Below are 24536 nucleotides of genomic sequence, written 5' to 3' on the forward strand. Positions count from 1 at the left end.
ATAATCATGGCAGTTGCGACTCCAACGGGCCGCCCAGCACTTTTAAATACTCCAGCAAGGCCCAGCGTTCTTCAGGTTGCAACAGGCGGCCGATCACCCCGTTACCACGCTTGCCGGCACGGAATTCGTGACCGCTGTTGTGATTACCGGTGATCCGCGTGTCGAACACGAAGCCGTTGGTAAAGGCTTCGGTGCGATAACCCAAGTGGCGTGGGTCGTACTCGAAGGTGCCTTTGTAGAAAGTGGCCGCGCGTTCGTCCTGTGGTGAGAGCAGTTGGTAAATGCTCGGGACCGAACCGTTGTGCAGGAACGGCGCAGTGGCCCAGACACCGGCCAGCGGTCGGGCCTTGTAAGCACGTAACTCACGAACCCCGATCGGCAGGCCGAGCCCATCCAGGGTCGGGCGCTCTGCCGGCGTCACATTCGCGTCGCGATAAGCCCGTTTCTCAACGAAAGCGGTGACGTAGGCCAGCCCTTTGGCCACCGAGATTTTGCTCAAGTCCAGAGGCTCGGAGGGGGTTGGATGCAGTTTGACGTCCAGGTCCGCCAGCTCCGCCGGATCCCATTGCAGGGCCGTCAGATCAAAGCGGTGGTCGGCAATGTTATTGGCGGCGCCGGGATCGGTGCCAATCACTCCAACCGGCAGCATTTTCAATGTTTGCAAGGGGCGACCATTGCTTTGAATCACGGACGGTACGTGGCAGCCGGCGCAATTTTCAGTGAACAGGGCCCGGCCTTTGGCGGCCAAAGGTTTGTCGATGCTGCCCAGCAATTCTTCGGGCCAGGCTGGCGGCTTGAGCCGTTGCAGGGTTTCTTCGATCAGGTGCAGGTCGCGCACACGCACACTTGAAGGGTAACGAGCGTCACCTTTGAGAGGCTGGCCTGCGGTATCGAAGAAATTCAGTGTGGCGCCGACCCCAAGGGCTTCGCCGATGTTGCGTGCCATTGGCTGCTGAGCCGAACCGTTCCACTGCACCCAGTCGAAGGTCCACATCTCCCACAGCTGTGGATAGTCCACCGGTGCGTTGGCCACTCGGTAGTTGTCTGCAGAAATGGCGTCGCCAAAGCTGGCGTTGGCGATGCGTCCGAATGCATCGGTGCGGCCGGGGCCTTCTTCGGTGGGGTAGAGGCCGCGATGAGTGTCGTTCCAGGCAACATGCAAGAAGGTATCCAGGGACGTTTTGAATTCTTTGCGCAGTGGCTGGTATTGCGCCTCGTAGTCCCGGCCGAGGACATTGCGTGCGAAGCGTTCGAATTTCCATGGGTTGTAGTAGGTAGCGGCGAGGCTGGCCACCAGAGCCTGGCCGAAGCTTCCGCCACGCAAAGTGGGAACGCTGGACGGCAGAACATGCTGGGCCGAACCACCGTCGATCCGCACGGCCTGGCCGTTGTAACGCAGCTCGCCGGTGTGGCAGGCGGCGCAGGTAATATCCAGAAACTCATCTTTGCTGCCAGGATTTTGATGGCGAGCGAAACCGACAGGCAGATTGCCGGGATTACCCGGGGTGGCTTTCTGATCCGGGTCGACGAGAAAACCGAAGCGGGCAAGGTACTCAGGGGCCGCGAAGCGCTGTTCGGAGAACGGTAATTCGAGCGCGCCGAACCAGTCATAACGCAGGCCTTTAACCTGGGTGCCTTGGGGCGTGAAGTAATAGATCTGGCGGTCGGCGGTGCTCCACTGTTCCAGGTAATGCACCTGTTTGGCAGGCACGTAGCCGGGCAGTTTCGGGTTGACGACGTAATACAGGACGATGATCAGGCCGAGACCGAGCAGAGCGATAATGAGTAGAAATACGCGGAAAATGAGGCGCAAAATAAACATCCTTGTCAATTTATAACCCTTATGCCCTAGCTCAGCTTATGTGGCAAGTGGCCATTACGCCTGATGCAGTGAGAAACGTCTTTTCCAATTGTGAGTTTGCGCCGACAGTCAAATTCGACTGCCGCTGCGAAATGCGTTTCAAGGACGTGAACTTATCGGAAGTTTCCTGCTCTCATGCCGGTAGCCATTGGTCGTGGCGGCCTGATAAGCTCGCGGCTTTACTCGATTGCCCTTTAGGCGCATGAACAAGGAAATAGCATGAAACAGCATCGGTTGGCGGCGGCGGTGGCCCTGGTTAGCCTGGTACTCGCGGGTTGTGACTCGCAGACCAGCGTTGAGCTGAAAACCCCGGCGCAAAAAGCTTCCTACGGTATCGGCCTGAACATGGGCAAAAGCCTTGCCCAAGAAGGCATGGATGATCTGGATTCCAAAGCAGTAGCCCAGGGCATCGAAGATGCCGTCGGCAAGAAAGAGCAGAAGTTGAAGGATGACGAACTGGTCGAAGCCTTCGCTGCGCTGCAAAAGCGCGCTGAAGAGCGTATGGCCAAAATGAGTGAAGAGTCGGCTGCCGCTGGCAAGAAATTCCTCGAAGACAACGCCAAGAAAGCAGGTGTAACCACCACCGCTTCGGGTCTGCAATACGAAGTGGTCAAGAAAGCCGATGGCCCTCAGCCCAAGTCGACTGACGTAGTGACGGTTCACTACACCGGCAAGCTGACCAACGGCACCGTTTTCGACAGCTCCGTCGAGCGCGGCAGCCCGATCGACCTGCCAGTGAGCGGTGTGATCCCGGGTTGGGTCGAAGGCCTGCAACTGATGCACGTTGGCGAGAAGTACAAGCTGTACATCCCTAGCGAACTGGCTTACGGCGCGCAAAGCCCAAGCCCGGCGATTCCAGCCAACTCGGTGCTGGTGTTCGACCTGGAACTGCTGGCGATCAAGGATCAGGCAAAACAAGACGCTACCAAGTAATTAGCGTCTGATAAAAAACAACGCCCCGTCTATACGGGGCGTTGTTGCATCTGGCGATTGCTGGAGGGCAAAGTAAGCGAACGGACGCCGCCGGGTAGAGTCATACCATTGAAGTTGCTGGTGTTAGACCCAGACGGGTTGCCAAGTCAATGAAATAATGGGTTTTTTTATGTGAGTAAAAAACGCCCGATCTGAGCTCAGCCCTTATAAAACGGGGCTTTCAAGCGTTTAAAGCGGCTCTGTTCACAAGGTTATCCACAATTTGTGTGGATAACATTTCAGTGGGAGGGATGATGAAAGCACCCTGGAATTTCGCGCGCTTCTTGCCCATGGCAGGACGGTTGCTTAGCCGAGGACGTTTGCCGACATTGCTCTTCGCCGTGGCGAGCAAAGGAGCGAGCCAAGGCAACCGCCTGGGCAAACTCAAAGATGATCTGCGATTGTTACAGGCGTTGTGTCTGGCTTATTGGCGTGGGGAGTACCGGGCCATCAGTCACAAATCGATTCTGATAATTGTGGCGGGCCTGATGTATTTCCTCAGTCCACTCGATGCCATCCCGGATTTCATTCCAGTGTTTGGCATGCTCGATGACATCGCGGTATTGGCTTGGGTGATGAAAACCCTCGATGACGAGTTGAGTGCCTTCCGTGCCTGGCGCTTACGGCAGCTGCCGGAAAAGCTGGCGGTGGTCGAGCAATTGCCGGATACGCTGGAGCAACTCCAGCTGCAGGGCCCGAAAAAAACCTGAGCCGATTCAGGGTCCTCCACATATTGATACCCCCCTCGCGACCTTGGCGGCTGTTAGGATTACACTTCTAGGGAAAAGTGCTGACTCGCTAAGTGTTGTTGTCCTACGGGGTAGTAATGGATATTCAGATAATTACACGCGATGGCGAGCCCGAGTATGCGGTTCTGCCGTGGGCTCAGTATCAGGCTTTGTTAAAAGCTGCAGGTATTACCGAGCAGCCGCCGCGAGAAGCCACAGTCCGTCACGCGGCACCACCAGACCAGATTCTTCCTGGCCTGGATCAACTCCGCAGTTTGCGCGAAGGGAAGGGCATCGCCATTGAGGCGTTAGCCCGCACAGTAGGAATCAGCCCGTCTTATCTGGCCTTGATTGAAAGCGGTGAGCGTCTGCCGGACGCCGCGATTCGCCGCAGCCTGGCCTGGGAGTTGACGGTGCCAGGCTGGAGGGACGAGACGTGAGCGTACGCATTAGTCGACAACATTGGGACGGGTTGCTGAGCGAGCTCGATCACGCCCGCCGCCAGCGTCATCTACTGACTTACCGGGCTTTGCTTGAGCGTTTGCAGTTACCCAGCCCGGCCATGCAAACCCTGACCGCGGCCCTGGAGCATCTGGCGGCGCTGGATGCCCGAGCGGAGCAGCCATTGCGCAGTTCGCTGGTGATCAGCCAAGGTGCAAGCCGTTTGCCTCGTACCGGCTTCTTCGAGTGTGTCGAGCGTCTCGGACGTTTCTCCGGTCCGTCCGATGGTGTTGCTGCGGCTTCCTGGCATGCGTCCGAAGTAGTGCGGGTTTTCGAATACGAGTATCCCGAATCGGCGGAGGCCTGAGTGTTCTGGCGACTTAAGGCGCGAGCCAGCTACTGGTTGGCGCGTCGGCTGTTTCATTGGCCGTGGTTCGTGCGTCAGCCCCGTGGCTGGCACTGGCTCGAAGGTCAGTTCGCGCGCATGGCAAACCTGGGTGATGTCGGTGCTCAGAGCTTCTACGGCCATATCCTGACCTTCCGTGGCCAAGGCCTTGGCGCCCGCGAAGAAGGTGTGCGCTTGCTGCGCCTGGCGGCGCTGGCGGGGGACGCCAAGGCGGCCTACCAAGTGGGGGTGATCAGCCTTGCCGGAACACCCGGTAAAGCTCCTGATGCGGCTGAGGCGGCCCGTTGGTGGACAATGGCGGCGAAGGCCGGGCATCCGCTGGCGGAGATCAAGCTCAAGCAGTTGGAGTCAAGCGGTGGTTCCCTGTAGGAGCCGAGCTTGCTCGCGATGGACTCAAGGACGACGCGTTTATTCAGAAAACACGCGTTATCGTTAACGCCCATCGCGAGCAAGCTCGGCTCCTACATAGAGACCTCATTTCCTTAACTGACTGCGCTCGCAAGATAATTTAAAACCCCTCCACCACCGGCAACCCAATCTCCAGGCTGTCGATCACGTGAATGCTGTGACCCGGCACATTCTTGGCATGATGCTTGGCTTGCGAAGCCAGTTCTGCCAGTTGGCTGGAGTCGAGTTGTCCACAGGCCTGTGGATATAAATGCACGACGCCGATGGACAGCGACAGCAGCGGGAATTCCTGGCGTACGCCCTGGCGATTGGGCGCGATAAAGCAGCCGGCTTCCAGGTGCTCATTGCTATAGAAGCGCCGGCACTGACTGTGGAAGTCGTCCAGTAGCTGGTTGAGACGTTTCCGCCAGTCTTCCGGGCCTAACACCAGCAGAAAATCGTCACCGCCGATATGCCCGACGAAGTCGCGGCCCGGGTCCACTCGATCATTCAGACACTGCGCCAGACACAGCAGGACTTCATCCCCCCGGCCGTAACCGTAGATATCGTTGAAGGGTTTGAAACTGTCGATGTCCACATAGCAGATCACCGATTCGCGGGCCTGTTGCAGCAACCGTGTGAGGCACTGCTGGATCGGCACGTTGCCCGGCAAGAGGGTCAATGGATTGGCGTAGCGGGCTTGCTGGATCTTCAGCTCGGTAATCAGTTTGAGGACGTCGATTACCCGCCCCAGGCCCAGGTAGATGCCGTTCAGGGTGATGATGAAGTCTTCTTCGATCCGTTGTCGGGCGCGGCTGGTAATCAGGCGGCTGACCTGTTGCAGTGACTGGCTCAGTTCGACCGCGAGGAAGTCTTCACTCATCAGCCGGCTGATGGGCTTGCGCGCGAACAGGTCGGTGGCAAAGGGTTTGAGCAGCGAATCCGACAGCGAATGGCGGTGGACGATCCCGCAGGGGTGTCCTTGATCATCCAGCACTGCCAGGGAGTTGAGGTTGGCCTGGCGACGGAAGGCTTCCAGAACTGTCGCGGTAGGGGTTTGCCGAGCCACTGCCGGTTGTTCGTTGAGCAGGGCGCTGAGGTCGCGGCCTTCGTCGTTCAGGGCCACAGCAGTGCTGTCGCGTTTGGGCATCATTACTCGCGCATCCTTCGGCGGATGCTCCTGCGGACGGCAGAGCAGGTAGCCCTGGACCAGGTCGACGCCCATCTCGGTCAGCACCGCGAGTTCTTCCGGCAGTTCGATACCTTCAGCGATGACTTGTGCCCGGGAGGCTTTAGCGATTTGCAGGATTGAGCCCACGAACTCGCGCTTGAGGGCGTCCAGATGAATACCGTCGATGAAGTGTCGGTCGATCTTCACGTAGTCCGGGCGCAGCTCGGACCACAACCGCAAGCTTGAATACCCCGCGCCGAGATCGTCCAGGGCAATCGAAAAGCCCATGGCCCGATAGTGATGCAGCGCATTTTGCAGCAGTTGGAAGTCGTCGGTCGGGGTTTGTTCGGTGAGTTCGATGACTACCTGGCTCGGCTCAATCCCGAAGTCTTGCAGCAATTGCAGTGTACGGCCTGGCTGGTGAGCCGCCTCCAGCAGGGATTCCGGGGAGACGTTGAGGAACAGTTTGCCCGGCAGCTTCTGTTCGTTGAAACGTCGACAGGCGCTGTGACGGCAAGCCATTTCCAGTTCGCTGAGGCGACCGGCCTGACGGGCTACGGCAAACAATGCGATGGGAGAGTGCAATGGGCTGTTGGAGGGGCCGCGACTGAGGGCTTCGTAGCCCAGGATACGTCTTTCAGAGAGGGAAATGATCGGCTGGAACAGACTGTGTAAACCGCTTTGAGCCAGGATTGAACTCAAGGCGCTCAGCTGTTCGGTCGTGGTCATGGCGTTCTCTGTCGATAAAAAAAGGACTGGGCGCCGCGGGCGCCCAGTCCTGTATTTCACGACAGAATGATGACTATTTGATGACGATCCGCGGAACGTCTAGATTAAATTGCCATCATTGTCAGTGTTTCGCTACCGCAGTGTTGAGCTTCAAGTAATCCAGCAGAATCCGCCCGGTTTCGCTCAGGTAGGCATCGTCTTCCGGTTTGGTCTTGTCCGGCTCGGCCGCGATTGCTTCTTCGTCTTCTTTCTTCAGCTCTTTGAGCTGCTCTTCACCCTTGGCCTTGCGACGGATATTTTCCATTGCAAGCTGCTTGGCTTCGATATCAGCGTGCTGCGCGCGGCGCTCGGCTTCGTTGAGGCTGACGGTTTTCTCGGTCATCAGCTTCTGGGCCAGGGCCAGTTTGTCGCGGATGAACACGAATTCCGCGTCCTTGGCCGAGCGTGCGTTATGCTCGGATTTCAACTGCGTCAGATACGGTTTGAACGGATCGAGCGCCGGTTTGATCGCCGGACGAATGGTGTCCCACGGCATGGCTTCAGGCAGGGCGCTTTCGCCGATTTCCTTGGTGTCGATGATCGACGGGAAGTCGACATCCGGCAGCACGCCCTGATGCTGGGTGCTCTGCCCGGAAACCCGGTAGAACTTGGCCAGCGTCAGTTTCAGCTCGCCATGATTGAGCGGCTGGATAGTCTGCACGGTGCCTTTACCGAAGGTCTGACCGCCGATGATCAGCGCGCGGTGGTAGTCCTGCATGGCGCCGGCAAAAATCTCCGAGGCGGAAGCCGAGAGACGGTTGACCAGCAAGGCCATCGGGCCTTTGTAGAACGCGCCAGGGTTTTCATCTTCAAGTACGTCGACCCGGCCATCGGCATTACGCACCAGCACGGTCGGACCTTTGTCGATGAACAGACTGGTCAGCTCGGTGGCCTCCTGCAACGAGCCGCCGCCGTTGTTACGCAGGTCGATGACCACACCATCGACTTTGTCTTTTTGCAGTTCGGTCAACAGTTTCTTCACGTCGCGGGTGGTGCTCTTGTAATCCGGGTCACCGGCGCGGAAGGCTTTGAAGTCAAGGTAGAAGGCCGGAATTTCAATAATCCCGAGCTTGTAGTCCTTGCCATCCTGTTTCAGGTTGAGAATCGACTTTTTCGCCGCCTGCTCTTCCAGTTTCACCGCTTCGCGAGTGATAGCGACAATCTTGCTGGTCTGGTCATTCGGTGCATTGCTGGCCGGAATCACTTCCAGACGCACCACCGAGCCTTTCGGTCCGCGGATCAGTTTGACCACTTCATCCAGACGCCAGCCGACCACATCGACCATTTCCTTGTCGCCCTGGGCAACGCCGACGATCTTGTCCGCCGGTGCGACTTGCTTGGTTTTGTCCGCCGGGCCTGCCGGCACCAGGCGCACGACTTTTACCTGGTCATTGTCGCTCTGCAACACAGCGCCGATGCCTTCCAGCGACAGGCTCATGTTGATGTCGAAGTTCTCCGCGTTATCTGGCGACAGATAGTTGGTGTGCGGGTCGTAGGACATGGCGAAGGTGTTGATGTATGCCTGGAAGATATCTTCAGGACGGGTTTGATCCAGTCGCACCAGCTGATTCTTGTAGCGCTTGGTCAGCAGCTCTTGAATAGCCTTGGTATCTTTGCCGGCGATTTTCAGGCGCAGCACTTCATCCTTGACGCGTTTGCGCCACAGGTCGTCGAGTTCTGCGGTGGTCTTGAGCCAAGGAGCGTCCTTGCGATCGATCAGCAACGACTCGTTGGTGGTGAAGTCGAATTTGTCGACGCCTTTGTTCAGTTCAAGCAGGGCGAAGTCCAGACGCGCTTTGACGCGGTCCAGATAACGCTTGTAGATGGTGAACCCGGCATTCAGGTCGCCGCTCTTGAGGAAGTCGTCAAATTGGGTTTTCCATTTGTCGAATTCGGCAATATCGCTGGCGAGAAAGTAACTGCGCGACGGATCCAGCAGCTTCAGGTAGCTTTCATAGATGATCACAGAGCGCGCGTCATCGAGAGGCGGCTTGCTGTAATGGTGACGCTTGAGCAACTCGACGACGTTAAGGCTGGCAATCACCTCGTCACGATCGGGCTGAAGATTGTCCCAGCTATTGGCTGCGAACGTATTGGTCGACAGCTGCATAAGGCCGAGACCAATGAAGAGAGCTAGGGCGGTGCTGGGGAACAAATGCTTCATGCTGATTCGACGCGGGGACAATTGATCACGCATATTAGGCCGTCTTTGAAGTCGCCGGTTCCGCAGGAACCGGTCGCATAATGCAAAAAGCCCGACGCTACAGCAACGGGCTCAGTCCAGACTCACTATGGAGGCACTGTGAAAGCATTGCAAGGCGTTGAAGGTCGAGTGGTATGGGTTGAAGAGCCGAGTCCGACGTGTGACGTAGGGCAAGTTCGTATTCGAGTAGCGGCTGCGGGCTTGAACAGGGCCGATCTGTTACAGCGCGCAGGACTCTATCCCGCGCCGCCTGGTGCCAGTCAAGTGCTGGGGCTGGAGTGTTCCGGGGTGATCAGCGAGGTGGGGGCGGGTTCGCCCTGGCAAGTGGGTGATCGCGTCTGCGCGCTGCTGGCCGGTGGTGGGATGGCGCAAGAAGTGGTGGTCGATGGCCGTCATGTGTTGCCTGTGCCGCAAGGTCTGTCGCTGACTGAAGCGGCCGCACTGCCCGAGGTCTACAGCACCGCGTGGCTGAACCTGTTTCAGCTGGCAGCGCTCAAGCCCGGTGAAAAAGTGCTGTTGCACGCGGGTGCCAGCGGCGTTGGGTCGGCGGCTATTCAACTGTGCAAGGCATTTGGCAACCCGTGCTGGGTCAGTGTCGGTTCGGCGGATCGTCTGGCCTACTGCGAGGCTTTGGGCGCACAGGGCGGAGTGGTCCGTACCGATGGTCTGGAAAGTTTGAATGAGTTCGGCCCGTTTGACGTCATCCTCGATCCTGTGGGGGCCAACTATGCCGCGCTGAACGTGAAACTGCTGGCGCGCGATGGCCGCTGGGTGTTGATCGGTCTGATGGGCGGGCGTGAAGCGCAGTTGGACCTGGCGCAGGTGTTGGCCAAGCGGGTGCAGCTACTGGGTTCGACCCTGCGCAGTCGGGACGAGCAATTCAAGGCCGATCTGTTCAGCGATCTGAGTCAGCACGTCTGGCCGCTGTTCGCCGAAGGGCGGTTGAGCCCGCAACTGGCCAAGACCTTTGCGATCAGGGATGCTGAAGCCGCGTTTGCCGAACTGGCGACCAACAAGGTGTCGGGCAAGTTGGTGTTGGTGATTGACGAAAGCCTGGTCTGACAGATCGTTCCCACGCGGAGCATGGGAGCGATCATGGGTTACTTCCAGAGATGGATTGGCCATCCGGCTTTCTCGGCGTGCTCCTGCAACACCGGATCCGGGTTGACCACATGTGGGAAGTCGACTTTCAGCAACAACGGCAGGTCATTGCGTGAGTCTGAGTAGAAACTCGCGCCTTCGAGGTTTTCGCCTTCGGTGTCCAGCCACTCCAGCAAGCGGGTGATCTTGCCTTCGCGGTAGGTCAGGGTGCCGACGGTGTTGCCGCTATAGACCCCATGGGTCACTTCCAGCTCGATCCCCAATATTTCGTCAACGCCCAGACGCTCGGCAATGGGTTTGACCAGGTGCGTGCCAGAGGCCGAGATCACCAGGATCCGGTCGCCAGCCTTGCGGTGTGCGGCGATGGCTTTGCAGGCGTCGCTGAAAATGATGGGCTCGATTACGTCCTCGACCCACGGTGCCACCAAATGCTCAACTTCTTGCGGAGTACGTCCGGCAATCGGCTCCAGGCTGAAGGCCATGTAGTCTTCCATGTTCAGTTTGCCGTGGCTGTAGGCGTCCATCAGCTCGTTGTTGCGACGCATGAAGGACTCGCTGTCGACCCAGCCAAGGCGGCCCATCTGTTCGCTCCACAAGGTGGCGCAGTCGCCGTGGATCAGGGTTTCGTCCAGATCAAAAATTGCCAAAGCCATTAGCGCAGCTCTCTCTTCAAAATAATCAGGCCCATCAAGAGCATCAGGCTACCTCACACAGGGCCGTCGGATCGATGGAAAGCGCCAGGCGTTGACCGTCGGCATGCAAATCAGCCGCCGAGCGGTTCAATACGTCGACCACCAATTCCACGCCACGAGCTACGACGCGGTAACGAATCACGTTGCCCAACAGGCTGTGGCTGCGAATCTGGGCGTCGAGCTCACCGTTCAGGCTCAGTTCGATGGCTTCCGGACGAATGGCGATGCGACCGGTGATCGGGCGTTGCAGCAACTTGCTGGCGCTGTCGGCATCGAGCAGGTTGTAGTTGCCGATAAACCCCGCGGCAAATACGTCCACCGGTGCGGTGTAGAGGGTTTCGGCGTCACCGCTCTGGACGATCTTGCCCTGGTTCATCAGGAAGATCCGGTCAGACATGATCAGCGCTTCTTCCTGATCATGGGTGACGAATATGGTGGTCAGCCCCAGCTCGCGCTGGATCTGACGGATCTGTTCGCGAAGGTGTTTGCGAATCCGTGCATCCAGCGCCGACAGTGGCTCATCCAGCAGCAACAGGCGTGGCCGGGTCACCAGCGAGCGGGCCAGGGCCACCCGTTGGCATTGACCGCCGGAAAGCTGATGCGGATAGCGTGCGGCGAAGTCGTTCAGCTCCACCAGTCGCAGCACCTCAAGTACACGCTTGCGACTGTCCTCGGTATTGACCTTTTGCATCCGCAAGCCGAACGCGACGTTCTGCTCCACGGTCATGTTGGGGAACAGCGCATAGCTCTGGAACACCATGCCAATGCCGCGTTTTTGCGGGCTCAGCGGGACGAGGTCCTGGCCGTCAAGGAGAATCTTGCCGCTGTCCACCGAGGTCAGTCCGGCGATACAGCGCAGCAGGGTGGATTTGCCGCAGCCCGAGGGGCCGAGCAGGGTGACGAATTCACCCTTTTGGATTTCGCAGTTGATGTCGCTGAACACTGTGGTGCCGGCGTAGTTTTTTTTCAGGTGTTGGACGCTGACGAAGCTCATTGGCTTTTGTCCTTGTTCAAGATATTGGCAACCCAGGTCAGAACCAGCACAAAGAAAAAGTAGGAAATCACCAGCGCGCTGGTGAAGTGGCCGCTGCTGTTGCGCATGTTGTTCAGGTAGACCTGCAGGGTTTCATAGCGGGTGCCGACGAGGATGTTGGCGAACACGAACTCACCGAACAGAAACGAGAAGGACAGCAACAACGCCACCATCAAGCCCTTGCGCAGGTTTGGCAGCACCACCAGGAATGCCGCCTGCCAGGTGCTGGCGCCAAGCAGTTGGGCAGCGTCCATCAGGTCGCGCAGGTTGATCGCTTGCAGGTTGTTGGTGATCGCCCGGTACATGAACGGCAGTGCCACGGTGAAGTAGCAACCGACCAGAATCCAGGGCGTGCCGACCATCGCGAACGGCCCGGAACCATAGAGCTGCAACAGCCCCACCGAGGACACCACTGGCGGTACTGCGAACGGCAGCAGGATCAGGATGTTCATCAGCGCATCGAGCTTGGGGAAGTGGTAATGCACCACGAATAGCAGCGGCAGAATCAGCACCACCGACAGCACCAGAGCGCCGACACAGACCAGCAACGACTGGCCGAAGGCATTGAGAAAGCGCGGGTCGCTCCATAGCTGGACATACCATTTGATCGTAAATCCACTGGGAAGAATGGTTGCCGACCAATTGCTGGCGATCGAGTAGATCAGTGTTCCGGCGAGCGGCAGCAGCAGAATCGCAAACAGCAGATAAACCACGAGTCGGTGGTAGAGGACGACAGAGCCGGTTTCAGCGCGTGACATGGTAGCTCCTCTTCAATAGTAACTGGTGTACGACGGTGACCAGCGTCATCAGCGCTACCAGCACCACAGCCAGGGCGCTGGCCATGTTCGGGTCCAGCGAAATGTCGCCGGAGACCATCGCGGCGATCCGGATCGGCAGCACGTTGAAGTTGCCGGTGGTCAGGGCGTACACCGTGGCGTAGGCACCGAGGGCATTGGCCAGCAGGATGACGAAGGTCCCGAGCAGTGCCGGGGTCAGCACCGGCAAGCCGATGTGCCGCCAGAACTGCCAGCCGCTGGCACCGAGAAGCGCGGCGGACTCGCGCCAGTCTTCGCGCAGGGCGTCGAAGGCCGGGTAGAGCAGCAGCACGCCGAGGGGGATCTGGAAGTAGGTGTAAAGAATGATCAGCCCGGTCTTGGAGTACAGGTTGAAGTCCTGAATGATTCCGGCCTGCTTGAGCATGATGGTGAACGTGCCGTTGAAACCCAGCAGGATGATGAAGGCGAAAGCCAGCGGGACGCCGGCAAAGTTGCTGGTCATATTGGCGAATGCATTGACGAAGTTGCGCAGTCGCGAGTCGACCCGGCGCAGCGAATAGCTGCCCAGCACGGCGATGATGATCCCGAACACGCTGGACCAGAAGCTGATCTCCAGGCTGTATTGAATCGCCTGCAAATAGAACTTCGAATTGAAGATCCTGCTGAAATTGGCCAGGCCCCAACCGAACTCCTCCGATTGCACGCTGTGGATCATTACCCAACACAGCGGGGCAATCTGGAACACCATAAAGAACAGGGCGAAAGGAGCCAGGCAGAGCGCCGCCAGCCATTTGCCTCGAGTGATTGAATTCACTTCAACAGCTCCCGGCAGACAGGTTTGTCGTGGGCAACGCCCAGCAACTCGCAGATGGTGCCGCAGAGCTCGGTCTGTTTCGGCGCAGCATTGCGATCAAGACTGAAAGCATCGCCGAGGACGAACAGCGGCACTTCCCGCTCCTCGGTGAGCAGGCCGTTGTGCGAGCGGTCGTTGTTCATGCCATGGTCGGCAGTTACCAGCACTTGATATCCGGCGTCGAGCCAGCCTTGCAGGTAGTCGGCAAGGATGATGTCGGCCGAGCGCGCGCTGTTGCGGTATTGCGGGGTATCGAGGCCGTGCTTGTGCCCGGCGTCGTCAATGTTCATGGGGTGAACCAATAGAAAGTTCGGCGAATGCCGCAAGCGCAGGTTTTCGGCATCGGCGAACAGGTGTGAATCGGGGTAGTGGTCACTCCAGTAGAAGTGTCCGTGCTGAATCGGCAGACCCGCAGCGATGGTATGGCGATCGCGCGCCACGTTGAATGGCGAACGGTTATACAGCTCACTGACCCAGTGATAGGCCGCCGCCGCGGTGCTGAGCCCTGCATCGGTGGCGTAGTGGAACACGCTGCGCTGGGTAGACAAGCGCGAGACGTTGTTATGGACAATGCCGCTGTCGATGGGTGTTACGCCGGTCAGAATGCATTCGTAGAGCGGTCGGGACAGAGCTGGCAGTTCGCACTCGAGTTTGTAGAGTGCCGCGCGTCCTGCGCCGGTATAGGCCTGTAGATGCCCCATGGCATGCCGGGCGACCTCATAATTCAGGCCATCGAGCACGACAAGGATGACGTTGTGCTGCATTGGGCGAGGACTCCGCAAAAATAGGAGAAATATCTGTAGGAGCGAGGCTCGCCCGCGATGCAATCACCGCGGTCGCCAGACAGACCGAGTTGTCTGCATCGCGGGCGAGCCTCGCTCCTACAGATGCAGCATTACTGCATATTGATGATGACTTCTTCCTGCCACTTCTGCGGCAGAGCCTTGGAGGTCTTTTCCCAGGCATCGGCATCTTTGATTGGTGTCACGTTTTTGTACTGTTCATTGGGCAGTAGTTTGGCCTTTACGTCAGCCGGCAGGGTCAAGTGCTCGGCACGGATCGGACGTGCATTACCGCGAGCCAGATTGATTTGGCCGGCATCGCTGAAAATGTACTCGCGAGCCAGTTTGGCGGCGTTCGGGTGCTGAGCGTATTTGTTGATGATGGTGGTGTAGCCGGAAATCACCGAGCCATCGGAAGGGATCAGCACTTCGTAATCGTCCTTGTTGACCATCTTGTCGCGGTAGCTCAGGCCGTTGAAGTCCCAGACCACACCGACTTCGACTTCACCTTTTTCCATGGTGGAAATCGTCGGGTTGGCCAGCGACAGGCGACCTTGCTTGGCGATTTCGGCGAACATCAACAGTGCCGGTTGGATGTTCTTTTCATTGCCACCTTTGGATATGGCCGCAGCCAGCACGCCGTTGGCCGCTTGGGCAGCGGTGCTTACGTCACCGATGGAAACCTTGTATTTACCCTTCTCCAGGTCAGCCCAGCTTTTTGGCGCTTCGGAACCGTGCAGCAGCTTCTTGTTGACGATGAACGCAATGGTGCCGGTGTAGGCCAGTGCCCAGTTGCCGTCCTTGTCTTTGGCCCAGTCCGGAACCTGCGCCCAGGTGCTTGGTTTGTACGGTTGAACCACGCCTTGCTTGACCGCGATCGGGCCAAAGGCGGCACCGACGTCGCCGATGTCAGCACTGGCATTGTCTTTTTCGGCGGCGAACTTGGCCACTTCCTGGGCCGAGCTCATGTCGGTGTCGATGTGCTTGAGGCCGTAGTTTTTGGCCAGGTCTTCCCAGGTACCTTTCCAGTTGGCCCAGTCATCGGGCATGCCAACGCTATTGACCGCGCCTTCCGCTTTCGCAGCGGCTTCCAGGGCTTTTAAATCGGTATTAGCTGCCATGGCACAGGTGCACATGGCAATGGTCGAGCCTAACAGTGATGCCAGGAAAAGCTGTTTCATCCGAAGCTCCTTTGGGCGTTTTCAACGCTGCGTTTTAGCTACAGTCTTGGGGTTGGTTGGTCTAGGTCAGCAATACCTGAGCCAATTTAAGCGGGCGGGATGACACTTTGATGTCGGTATCTCGCCTGCAAGCATTTATGAAGCTCTTGTGCGGACGCTGCGAGATAAGCGTAGACCATGGCTAAAAGGCTGATCTGAAAGGACTTGGCTATTAAATTGCAGGTGTCTGGATCAACCGTTGGGCGGCTTTGTCATCTGGCAGTCATGTGCATTGCCTAGGCTTGCATAGAGTTGAAGGAGCCGATTTGAAGCGCGGTTCTGCCCATAAACAGTGCTGGCCTAGTCCAGATAGGTAACGTTGATGCGTGAAGAGGCAACCAAGGCGGTGACAGCCATTGGGCAGGTTTTGCAGGAACAGATCGAACACGGTCTGTTGCCGCCCGGCGTCAAACTGCCGGCCGAGCGCAAACTCAGCGAGTTGTTTGGTACCACGCGAATCACCGTGCGTGAGGCGTTGTTACAATTGGAGGCGCAAGGGCAGATTTACCGTGAGGAGCGCCGCGGCTGGTTTGTCTCACCGCCACGCCTGGCCTACAACCTGATGCAGCGCAGTCACTTCCACGCCATGGTCAGCGCCCAGGGCCGGGTGCCGTCCACGGAAGTGATTTCGGCGCGTTTGCAACCGGCGTCGGCGGCGGTCTGTGCCTGGCTGCAGTTACCGGCGTTATCGAGTGTGATCCAGATCTGCCGCGCGCGACGTATCGATGAGCGCCTGGTGCTATATGTCGAGCACTACCTCAATCCGCAGTATTTTCCGAAGATTCTTGATTTCGACCTGAATCAGTCGATCACTGAGCTCTATGCGCGGCATTACGATTTGCATTACGGGCGGGTGCGTTTTGAGATCGTTCCGACTTCGTTGCAGGTGGATGCGGCGGCGGCGTTGAAGGTTTCGGTGGGCAGTCCCGGGCTGCGGATTGCCCGGGTCAATTATGATCAGCACGGAAGGCTGATCGATTGCGATCTGGAGTTTTGGCGACATGATGCGATTCATGTCGGGGTGGATGTGGTGTAAAGCGCCCTGCCGGCTACAGATCCCCTGTAGGAGCCGAGCTTGCTCGCGATGACGGCCTGACAGTCAGCCTATTTCTTGATGGTGTACATATCCATTGCCGCTGAAACGCACATGTACACCGTCAACGCAGGTCCAGACTGGCGCCCGACAGCCTCACTCCTTCTCCATCCCACCCCCCCCCCCGGCGTCACAACCTGCACACTCATGCGCGGTGTCGCCAGATCCAGCCCCGCTTCATCCAGATGTCGCTTGAGCGACAGGTTGAACGCTCGGGATACTTCCCATTGCTTGATCGGTGCGGTCTTGAAACGCGCCCGCAAAATCGCGCTGCCTGACTCGAAGCTTTCTACGCCCTGAATTTCCAGCGGTGACCAGATGTCCCTGCGTTGCAACGGGTCAGTGCGCATTTTCTGACCCACTTCGCGCATCAGTTTGATCGCGTCGTCGATTTCCATGTTGTAGGGAACGGCTACCCTGAAGATCGCGTAGCCGAACTCCCGCGAGTAGTTCTTGATGCTTTTGATTTCGCTGAACGGAATCGTGTGGACGATACCGTCGATGTCCCGCAGGCGCACGGTGCGGATGGTCAGGCCCTCGACCGTACCCAGGTGGCCGCCAACATCCACATAGTCGTCGATGGCCAGCGAGTCTTCGATGATGATGAACAGCCCGGTGATCAGGTCGGCGACCAGCGACTGGGCACCGAAACCGATGGCCAGACCGATCACACCGGCACCGGCCAGCAGTGGCGTGACGTTCATGCCCATGTTCGCCAGGGCGACGATCAGCGCAATGATGAAAATAGCCACGAACAGCACGTTACGGATCAGCGGCATCATGGTTTGCGCGCGGGCATTGGCCTGGCCTTTGCGCGAGCGGGTCAGCGCGTGATGCACGGCGGTGTCGCTGAGAATCCAGATCAGCCAAGCGAAGATCAGCGTGCCGCCGAGGCTGAACAGTTTGACGCTGATTTCGTGGCCTTCGCCTTCGGTAAAGCGGATCAGTGACATCCCCCAGACCCGCAGCCCGAGTTCAATGAACGCCAGCCACACCACCAGGTGCGCGAGGGTATAGAAGAAGTTTTTCAGACGGTCCGAATACAGGGCATGGCGTTTGAGCCCGCGCTGGGGTTTGAGCGCATGGCGGCGTACCAGTCCGTTGATCACCATGCACAGCACCAGCAACACTGTGCAGATCAGCGATTGGCGCAATGCGGTGCTGGTATCGCCGGCCGACACGAATGTGGCGAACAGCGAGATTGCCACCAACACCAGCGCGGGCAAGTACCAGAAGGTCCCGAGAATTTCGATGGTGTCGCTCAGGGCGCGACGGGTCAGGCGCCGTGACAACGGCTGGTTGCGGATCAAATGTGCGATTGGCCGACGGAAACGCAGGATGAACATGCCGGTGGACAGCGCTGCCAGCACATTGGCAAAGGTCGCGGCGGTGTGCGCCAGATGGCTGCCGAGGCTGGCCACCAGGCGCGGGTCGTTCAGGGCTTCACCGAAGGCAGCAAAGCTGCCGATCAGCCACAACGGGCGAAAGGCCTGATGCCGAAGGATGTACAGGGCGCGATGACGGTGCGGGCCGTCGAGCACGGAAAATGCCACCACGCAGACCGCCGAGAAACAGGTGCCGACCACCAGTGCGTAGGCCAGCACCATCGCCAGGTCTTTGCCTAATGATGAGGGCAGGGAATAGCTCATATAGACGGTGATCAACAGCGCGATCATCCACGGGCCGAGTTTGCGCAGGGCAAAGCGCAGCATGTCCCAGGTCTTGGGGTGTTGCGGCAACTCTTCGGTGAGACCGAAGCGCAGGCGCACCCGATGACTGAGCCAGATCAGCGCGGCCGCCAGGAGGCTCCAGAGCATCAGAATCAAGGCGAAGGCGAAGATGATTGGCAGCCACTCACTGGCCGGCAGCATTAGTTCGGACAGTTCATCCTTGGCCAGATCGAACTCTTCTGACCATCGGGACAGGGGGCTGTCAGCGCCTGAGAACTGCTCTTCGAAACTGGCCAGCGTGCCGCCGATCAACCCGAGTACGCCTTCTTCGGTAACGGGCTGGGCCTTTTTGGTGGCATCGCGGAGTTTCTTCAGGTCGGTCAGCAGTTTTGTGCGTTGCTGATCGTTTTCCAGCGACTTGATCACTTCGTCCAGCGATTGCCCAAGGGGTTCCTGCGCTTGCTGCTGGGGATTCGCCGTGCTGTGGAGCAGGCTCGGCAGACCGACAGCCTGAACCGGAACGATGGGAAGCAGCATCAACAGACAGATGAGGAAGCAGGAGGGCAGGGCAAAAAGACGAGCGAACACTAGGCAGTCAACCTCGAGAAGTGCGGGTCGACCGAGTGTACGAGTCACTTAAAATCAATGCGAGCGCAGCGAGCGCATTTATTCGGCGAGTTTGGCGAGGATCTTGTAAAGCACGGTGGCGAGAATCAGCAACATGCCGATCCACATACTGAAGACGCCGGCGTTTTTATCGCGGAAGTTGAAACCGACGGCCAACAGGATCATGCCTGCCAGGATCGGAATAAGCATGGCGTGGAACGCAGACATCGAAAACATGGCGACAGCCTTGTCAGAGGGGATTGGCATAAGTCTAGGTGGCTTTTGCACAATCCGGATTGATGTCTATCAGAAACGAAATCAGGGGGATCGTGGTGCCCGGAAGGGATCACGATTGCCCCCCAAAATGCAGGCTTATGGCAAATCGCGGCTGGCGTAGAACGCGCTGAGTACTTTCACCAGGTGTGCGAGGTCGTGGCTGCCGCACAGTTCGCGGATCGAGTGCATGGCGAAGGTCGGCAGGCCGATGTCCACGGTGCGTACGCCGAGGTGGCTGGCGGTGATCGGGCCGATGGTCGAGCCGCAGCCCATGTCGCTGCGCACCACGAAGCTTTGTACCGGCACTTCTTCGGCCATGCATAGGTGGCGGAAGAAGCCTGCGGTTTCGCTGTTGGTGGCGTAGCGCTGGTTGCTGTTGACCTTGATCACCGGACCGGCATTGAGTTTCGGGCCGTGGTTGGCGTCGTGTTTGTCGGCGTAGTTGGGATGCACGCCGTGGGCGTTGTCGGCCGAGACCAGCAGTGACTTCTGAATGGTCCGTACGAACTCGTCACCCTCGGGCAACAGACGGCGCAAGGTTTGCTCAAGCATCGGGCCATCGGCGCCACAGGCGGAGCAGGAACCGACTTCTTCGTGATCGTTGCACACCAGCACGCAGGTTTCGTCTGTCTCGGCAGTGAGTAACGCTTGTAGACCGGCGTAGCACGACAGCAGGTTGTCCAGGCGCGCGCCGGCGATGAAATCGCCATGCAGGCCAATGATCGCGGCGCTTTGAGTGTCGTAGAAGCTCAGCTCGTAATCGAGCACCACGTCGGCGTTCAGGCCATGTTCTCGAGCAAGCTGGTCGGTCAATACCGCGCGGAAGTCCACCCGCTCATCGCCGGCAAACTGCGCGAGGATCGGCGGCAGTTCGGTTTGGGCATTGATTGCCCAGCCCATGTTGGCTTCGCGATTGAGGTGGATGGCCAGGTTGGGAATGGTGGCAATCGGTAGTTTGAAGTCGATCAGCTGACTCTCGACCTTGCCGTCACGACGGAAGGTCACGCGCCCGGCCAGGGACAGGTCGCGGTCGAACCAGGGTGCGAGTAGTGCGCCACCATAAACTTCTACGCCCAGTTGCCAGAAGCCCTGGCGTTGCAGCTCGGGTTGCGGTTTGACCCGCAGGCACGGGCTGTCGGTGTGTGCGCCCACCAGGCGGATACCGCCGTGCAGCGGTGAGTGTCGGCCGAGCTTGAAGGCGACGATAGAGGAGTCGTTGCGGGTGACGTAGTAGCGACCATTGGTTTCGGTGGTCCAGGGCTCGCGCTCATCAAGGCGCTGATAACCTGCCGCTTCCAGACGCTGAACGAGACTGGCGGTGGCATGAAACGGGGTAGGGGAGGCCTTGAGAAAGTCGATCAGGCCTTGGTTCAACTCTTCGCGCATAAGTAACTCCAGACAGCAGTGGCGCAAGTTTACCGTATTGACTGCAGATTTGGCGCGGCACGCTCCTGTAGCAGTTGCCGAAGGCTACGTCCGGCTGCGAAGCAGTCGTAATCCAGCGCTCGCGGTTATCCAGACACATCGCAATCGCGCCTGTTACGACTGCTCCGCGATCGGACGCAGCCTTCGGCAGCTGCTACAGGGGGGGGCGTCAGGCTCAGAACGGTGCCGGGCACTCGAAGCGCAAGCGCTCGCCGCTTTGCGGATGAGTGAAGCTGAGCATGCTTGCGTGCAGGCACAACCGCGGCCAGGCGGCCAATGCTTGTGGATGGGCATAGAGCCCGTCGCCCAGTAGCGGGTGGCCGATGGAGAGCATGTGCACACGCAATTGGTGCGAACGGCCGGTGATGGGGGTCAGTTCAACCCGGCACCAGTCGCCACAGCGTTCCAGCACACGCCAGAAGGTCAGGGCGTTTTTGCCGAACTCGTGGTCCACCACATGTCGCGGTTTGGTCGGTGGGTCGTAGCGCAGCGGCAAGTCGATGCTACCGCTGTCCAGTTCCGGTTGGCCCCAGCAGAGCGCGGTGTAGGCTTTTTCGGTTTCGCGGTCGTGAAACTGTCGAGACAGCTCGCGGTGAGTGTCAGCGTCGCGGGCCAACAGGATGATGCCGGAGGTTTCCCAGTCCAGTCGATGGACGATTCGCGCTTCCGGGTAGCCGTTTTCTTGCAGGCGGGTGATCAGGCAGTCCTTGTTGTCTTCGGCGCGACCGGGCACGGAAAGCAACAGGGTAGGCTTGTCCACCACCAGAACGGCGGCGTCCTGATGGATGATGCGGATATTCGACAACGGCATTAAAACAGCCTCGTAACAAACGCCAACGGCGACTCGGGCCCCCTCATGGCCCTCTGTAGGAGCGTAGCTTGCTCGCGATAGCATCAACCCGGTGTGCCAGACTCACCGAGTTGCCTGCATCGCGAGCAAGCTACGCTCCTACAGAGGGCCGAAGGAACCTGAGTCGCCGTGGCTCCAGCCGGATCGATCAACGATCAGGCAGGGTGATATTGAGTTCCAGAATCGAGCAGCTGCCCTGGTTTTCCAGCGCGACATGCACGTCATCGGACCCGATATTGACGTACTTGCGAATCACCTCGACCAGTTCCTTCTGCAAGGCTGGCAGGTAGTCCGGGGTGGTGCGTTGGCCGCGTTCGTGCGCCACGATGATCTGTAGACGCTCTTTCGCAACCGACGCGGTACTTACCTTTTTGCTGGCACGAAAGAAGTCAAAAAGATTCATTATCTACCTCCAAACAGGCGCTCGAAGAATCCCTTCTTCGTGACATCGAGAAAACGATGCTCCACGGTCTTGCCCAGCAGACGGTCGACGGCATCGCTGTACGCCTTGCCGGCGTCGCTTTGGTCGTCGAGAATCACAGGCACGCCCTGGTTCGAAGCCTTTAGTACCGCTTGGGATTCCGGGATGACACCCAGCAGGGTCACCGCGAGAATATCTTTGACGTCTTCGACGCCGAGCATTTCGCCATTGCTGACGCGCTCAGGGTTGTAGCGGGTCAGCAGCAGGTGTTCCTTGATCGGCTCTTCGCCTTTTTCGGCGCGACGCGATTTGCTGGCCAGCAAACCCAGCATGCGGTCGGAGTCACGCACCGAGGACACTTCCGGGTTGGTCACGATAATCGCTTCGTCGGCGAAGTACATGGCCAGGTGGGCGCCTTTTTCGATGCCCGCCGGAGAATCGCAAACTACGAATTCGAAGTCTTCCTTGAGTGCCATGAGCACTTTTTCCACGCCTTCCTGGGTCAGCGCGTCTTTGTCACGCGTCTGGCTTGCGGCCAGCACGTAGAGGTTTTCCAGGCGTTTGTCCTTGATCAGCGCTTGCTGCAGGTTCGCTTCACCGTTGACCACGTTGACGAAGTCGTACACCACACGGCGCTCGCAACCCATGATCAGGTCAAGGTTACGCAAACCGACGTCGAAGTCGACGATGACTGTTTTGTGACCGCGCAGAGCGAGGCCGGTACCGATAGCGGCGCTGGTGGTGGTCTTACCCACACCACCCTTGCCGGATGTAACCACGAGAATCTTGGCCAAGGTGTTTCACCCCTAAGGAAAAAGGACTTTTAGCCCCTGAAAAACATCTCTTGAAAACTACTGCAGTCGGACAGCCTTGGCTGGGATTCGATTATTAAGCGGGGTTTACTTGCGGTAAACACTGCTTTGCGCCGATTCCTACTTCGTTTGAGCTGTTTTCGCTACGTTTTAGAGATGCTTGGAAAATGCGGCAGTATCCGTTAAAGACGAGTGATGTTCAACACGTCACCCGACAGGCTGATCTGAACCCCAGAGCCCCACAGTGGATCGCGGCGCAAGTCTTCGGAAACCTTGTATTGGCCGGCAATCGACACCAGTTCGGCACTCAATTGCTGACAAAAAATTCTGGCCCTGGTGTCGCCCCTGACTCCAGCCAGGGCGCGACCACGCATCGGGCCGTATACATGGATATTGCCATCGGCGAGAAGTTCCGCGCCTGGGCTGACCGAGGAGACCACTACCAGATCGCCACCCTGGGCGTAAATCTGCTGCCCGCCGCGTACCGGCGAGGTGATGATTTTGGTCGGTTTGATAATCGGTTCCGGCGGCTTTTCCGGTTTTTTCTTCTCGCCTTCGTGCGGATCGAGCGGGCGCTCCCGTGCGCCGGAGGGCGGCAATACCGGAAGATCCACGGCAATGGCAGCGGCGATGTCTTCGATCCGGCTGGCGCGGATGGCCAACGTGCGCAGGCCATGTTGGCGACAGATGCGCATCAGGCCTGGCAGGTCGACGGCGCCTTCGGTGGCCGGCAGTTTGTCCAGGGCCAGCACCAGCGGGGCATTGCTGAAGAAGTTCGGCGCCTGGGCGACTTTCGCCGCTAACTGGCGGTCAAGGCCTTCGAGGTCATTGCGGGCCAGTTCCAGCACCGTAATTGCGAGCATGCTGCCCTTCAACTGGAACACAGGTTCTTGGTCTAGCGGTTCGGTTTGGGTCATGGTCGGCATTAAACGGCTTGTCACTAAAAGTGCCGAGACTTATAACGAGAACGCCCGCTAGCCGCAACCCGAGTCGAACCGTTGTAGAATGCGCGGCCTTGTTGTCTGTCCGGAATCTGTAATGGATCGCCCGCGTTTTCGAACTACATTTTTTCTTCCGCGTTTTTGGCCGCTGTGGTTTGGCCTCGGCCTGCTATGGTTGATCGTTCAGTTGCCATATTCCGTGCTGCTGCTGATCGGCCGCGCCTTGGGGGCGTTGATGTATCGGGTGGCAACTGACCGGCGGCGCATTGCCAAGCGCAACCTGGAACTGTGTTTTCCGGAAAAGTCCGCCGCCGAGCGCAAGCGCCTGCTCAAGGAAAACTTCGCCTCCACCGGCATCGCTTTTTTCGAAATGGCCATGAGCTGGTGGTGGTCCAGGTCGCGGCTGGCGGGTCTGGCTCATGTAGAAGGGCTGGAGCACCTCAAGCAGGCCCAGCGCGAGGGCAAGGGCGTGATCCTGATGGCGCTGCATTTCACCACGCTGGAAATCGGCGCAGCCTTGCTCGGTCAACAGCACACCATCGACGGCATGTACCGCGAGCACAAGAACTCGTTGTTCGACTTTATTCAGCGCCGTGGCCGTGAACGGCACAACCTCGACTCCCTGGCGGTGGAGCGCGACGACGTGCGCGGTATGCTCAAACTGCTGCGTGCCGGCCGCGCGATCTGGTATGCGCCGGATCAGGACTACGGCGCCAAGCAGAGCCTGTTCGTACCGCTGTTTGGCATTCAGGCGGCGACGGTCACCGCCACCAGCAAGTTCGCTCGATTGGGCAAAGCGCTGGTGGTGCCCTTTACCCAGGAACGCCTGGCCGACGGTAGCGGTTACCGCTTGGTCATCCATCCACCGATGACGCAATTCCCGGGAGAGAGTGAAGAAGCTGATTGTCTACGGATCAATCAATGGGTCGAGGGTGCGCTGCGCGAATGTCCGCAGCAATATCTCTGGGCCCATCGCCGCTTCAAGAGCCGGCCACCGGGTGAGCCGAAGTTGTATGCCAAGCGTGGCTGACGCAATGCCGTTAGATTG

The 24536-nt window shown here is 58.6% G+C and carries 24 protein-coding genes; 8 read left to right on the forward strand and 16 right to left on the reverse strand.

The window, feature by feature from the left end; translation table 11 throughout:
• Positions 1-4: 4 nt before the first annotated feature.
• The gene (locus AC07UI_RS17870; RefSeq protein ID WP_494993746.1) at positions 5-1813 is read right to left on the reverse strand and encodes a di-heme-cytochrome C peroxidase; all 1809 of its coding nucleotides are present in this window, start codon (positions 1811-1813) and stop codon (positions 5-7) included.
• A 267-nt stretch (positions 1814-2080) separates the two neighbouring features.
• On the opposite strand from AC07UI_RS17870, the gene bamJ reads away from it, so the two are divergent.
• From bamJ to AC07UI_RS17895, 5 genes are all read left to right on the forward strand, one after another.
• Entirely contained in the window at positions 2081-2794 is a 714-nt protein-coding gene (gene bamJ / locus AC07UI_RS17875) for a BamJ family beta-barrel-assembly machinery protein (protein ID WP_494993747.1), read from the forward strand.
• Positions 2795-3087: 293 nt separating this feature from the next.
• Positions 3088-3543 carry a YkvA family protein gene (locus tag AC07UI_RS17880; RefSeq protein WP_494993748.1) on the forward strand — a complete coding sequence of 152 codons (456 nt, stop codon included), beginning with the start codon at positions 3088-3090 and terminating at the stop codon, positions 3541-3543.
• A gap of 116 nt (positions 3544-3659) precedes the next feature.
• Positions 3660-4001 carry a helix-turn-helix domain-containing protein gene (locus tag AC07UI_RS17885; RefSeq protein WP_494993749.1) on the forward strand — a complete coding sequence of 114 codons (342 nt, stop codon included), beginning with the start codon at positions 3660-3662 and terminating at the stop codon, positions 3999-4001.
• Positions 3998-4369 carry a hypothetical protein gene (locus AC07UI_RS17890; protein WP_494993750.1) on the forward strand — a complete coding sequence of 124 codons (372 nt, stop codon included), beginning with the start codon at positions 3998-4000 and terminating at the stop codon, positions 4367-4369. The genes AC07UI_RS17885 and AC07UI_RS17890 overlap by 4 nt, the downstream gene beginning before the upstream one ends.
• Entirely contained in the window at positions 4370-4777 is a 408-nt protein-coding gene (locus AC07UI_RS17895) for an SEL1-like repeat protein (protein ID WP_494993751.1), read from the forward strand.
• Positions 4778-4916: 139 nt separating this feature from the next.
• Here AC07UI_RS17895 and AC07UI_RS17900 read toward each other — a convergent pair whose 3' ends face one another.
• Positions 4917-6695 carry a bifunctional diguanylate cyclase/phosphodiesterase gene (locus AC07UI_RS17900; RefSeq protein ID WP_494993752.1) on the reverse strand — a complete coding sequence of 593 codons (1779 nt, stop codon included), beginning with the start codon at positions 6693-6695 and terminating at the stop codon, positions 4917-4919.
• A gap of 121 nt (positions 6696-6816) precedes the next feature.
• Complete coding sequence (locus tag AC07UI_RS17905; protein ID WP_494993753.1) at positions 6817-8898, reverse strand: carboxy terminal-processing peptidase; 2082 nt, start codon at positions 8896-8898, stop codon at positions 6817-6819.
• Positions 8899-9036: 138 nt separating this feature from the next.
• On the opposite strand from AC07UI_RS17905, the gene AC07UI_RS17910 reads away from it, so the two are divergent.
• Positions 9037-9999 (forward strand): zinc-binding dehydrogenase, encoded by a 963-nt coding sequence (locus tag AC07UI_RS17910; RefSeq protein ID WP_494993754.1) that lies wholly within the window; start codon positions 9037-9039, stop codon positions 9997-9999.
• 38 nt (positions 10000-10037) lie between these two features.
• Here AC07UI_RS17910 and AC07UI_RS17915 read toward each other — a convergent pair whose 3' ends face one another.
• The 6 genes from AC07UI_RS17915 to AC07UI_RS17940 all read right to left on the reverse strand — a co-directional run bounded on the left by AC07UI_RS17915 (position 10038) and on the right by AC07UI_RS17940 (position 15355).
• Positions 10038-10691, reverse strand: a complete 654-nt coding sequence (locus tag AC07UI_RS17915) for an HAD family hydrolase (RefSeq protein WP_494993755.1) — start codon at positions 10689-10691, stop codon at positions 10038-10040.
• A gap of 43 nt (positions 10692-10734) precedes the next feature.
• Positions 10735-11724 (reverse strand): ABC transporter ATP-binding protein, encoded by a 990-nt coding sequence (locus AC07UI_RS17920; protein ID WP_494993756.1) that lies wholly within the window; start codon positions 11722-11724, stop codon positions 10735-10737.
• On the reverse strand, positions 11721-12521 hold the full coding sequence (locus AC07UI_RS17925) for an ABC transporter permease (RefSeq protein WP_494993757.1): 801 nt from the start codon (positions 12519-12521) through the stop codon (positions 11721-11723). Before AC07UI_RS17925 ends, AC07UI_RS17920 begins: the two co-directional genes overlap by 4 nt.
• Entirely contained in the window at positions 12508-13287 is a 780-nt protein-coding gene (locus AC07UI_RS17930; protein ID WP_494993859.1) for an ABC transporter permease, read from the reverse strand. The genes AC07UI_RS17925 and AC07UI_RS17930 overlap by 14 nt, the downstream gene beginning before the upstream one ends.
• Positions 13288-13349: 62 nt before the next feature.
• Positions 13350-14156, reverse strand: coding sequence for an alkaline phosphatase family protein (locus AC07UI_RS17935; protein ID WP_494993758.1), 807 nt, complete (start codon positions 14154-14156; stop codon positions 13350-13352).
• A 131-nt stretch (positions 14157-14287) separates the two neighbouring features.
• The gene (locus tag AC07UI_RS17940) at positions 14288-15355 is read right to left on the reverse strand and encodes an ABC transporter substrate-binding protein (RefSeq protein WP_494993759.1); all 1068 of its coding nucleotides are present in this window, start codon (positions 15353-15355) and stop codon (positions 14288-14290) included.
• A 361-nt stretch (positions 15356-15716) separates the two neighbouring features.
• Here AC07UI_RS17940 and AC07UI_RS17945 point away from each other — a divergent pair, with 361 nt between their 5' ends.
• Positions 15717-16430 (forward strand): UTRA domain-containing protein, encoded by a 714-nt coding sequence (locus AC07UI_RS17945; RefSeq protein ID WP_494993760.1) that lies wholly within the window; start codon positions 15717-15719, stop codon positions 16428-16430.
• 68 nt (positions 16431-16498) lie between these two features.
• On the opposite strand, the gene AC07UI_RS17950 is transcribed toward AC07UI_RS17945, so the two are convergent.
• From AC07UI_RS17950 to minC, 7 genes are all read right to left on the reverse strand, one after another.
• Positions 16499-18745 carry a mechanosensitive ion channel family protein gene (locus AC07UI_RS17950; RefSeq protein ID WP_494993761.1) on the reverse strand — a complete coding sequence of 749 codons (2247 nt, stop codon included), beginning with the start codon at positions 18743-18745 and terminating at the stop codon, positions 16499-16501.
• 78 nt (positions 18746-18823) lie between these two features.
• Complete coding sequence (locus AC07UI_RS17955; RefSeq protein ID WP_494993762.1) at positions 18824-19000, reverse strand: hypothetical protein; 177 nt, start codon at positions 18998-19000, stop codon at positions 18824-18826.
• Positions 19001-19135: 135 nt separating this feature from the next.
• Positions 19136-20425: a M18 family aminopeptidase gene (locus tag AC07UI_RS17960; protein ID WP_494993763.1), complete on the reverse strand. Its 1290-nt coding sequence runs from the start codon at positions 20423-20425 to the stop codon at positions 19136-19138.
• Between the two features lie 214 nt (positions 20426-20639).
• Positions 20640-21275: an RluA family pseudouridine synthase gene (locus tag AC07UI_RS17965; RefSeq protein WP_494993764.1), complete on the reverse strand. Its 636-nt coding sequence runs from the start codon at positions 21273-21275 to the stop codon at positions 20640-20642.
• Positions 21276-21462: 187 nt separating this feature from the next.
• Positions 21463-21717: a cell division topological specificity factor MinE gene (gene minE / locus AC07UI_RS17970; protein WP_007928666.1), complete on the reverse strand. Its 255-nt coding sequence runs from the start codon at positions 21715-21717 to the stop codon at positions 21463-21465.
• A complete protein-coding gene (gene minD, locus AC07UI_RS17975) occupies positions 21717-22529 on the reverse strand; it encodes a septum site-determining protein MinD (protein ID WP_494993765.1) in 813 nt (270 codons plus the stop codon). The genes minE and minD overlap by 1 nt, the downstream gene beginning before the upstream one ends.
• Before the next feature lie 200 nt (positions 22530-22729).
• Entirely contained in the window at positions 22730-23464 is a 735-nt protein-coding gene (minC, locus tag AC07UI_RS17980; RefSeq protein ID WP_494993860.1) for a septum site-determining protein MinC, read from the reverse strand.
• Between the two features lie 121 nt (positions 23465-23585).
• On the opposite strand from minC, the gene AC07UI_RS17985 reads away from it, so the two are divergent.
• Positions 23586-24518 carry a lipid A biosynthesis lauroyl acyltransferase gene (locus AC07UI_RS17985; protein WP_494993766.1) on the forward strand — a complete coding sequence of 311 codons (933 nt, stop codon included), beginning with the start codon at positions 23586-23588 and terminating at the stop codon, positions 24516-24518.
• Positions 24519-24536 lie beyond the last annotated feature (18 nt).

It is taken from the genome of Pseudomonas sp. GW821-FHT04C07 (assembly GCF_059420325.1).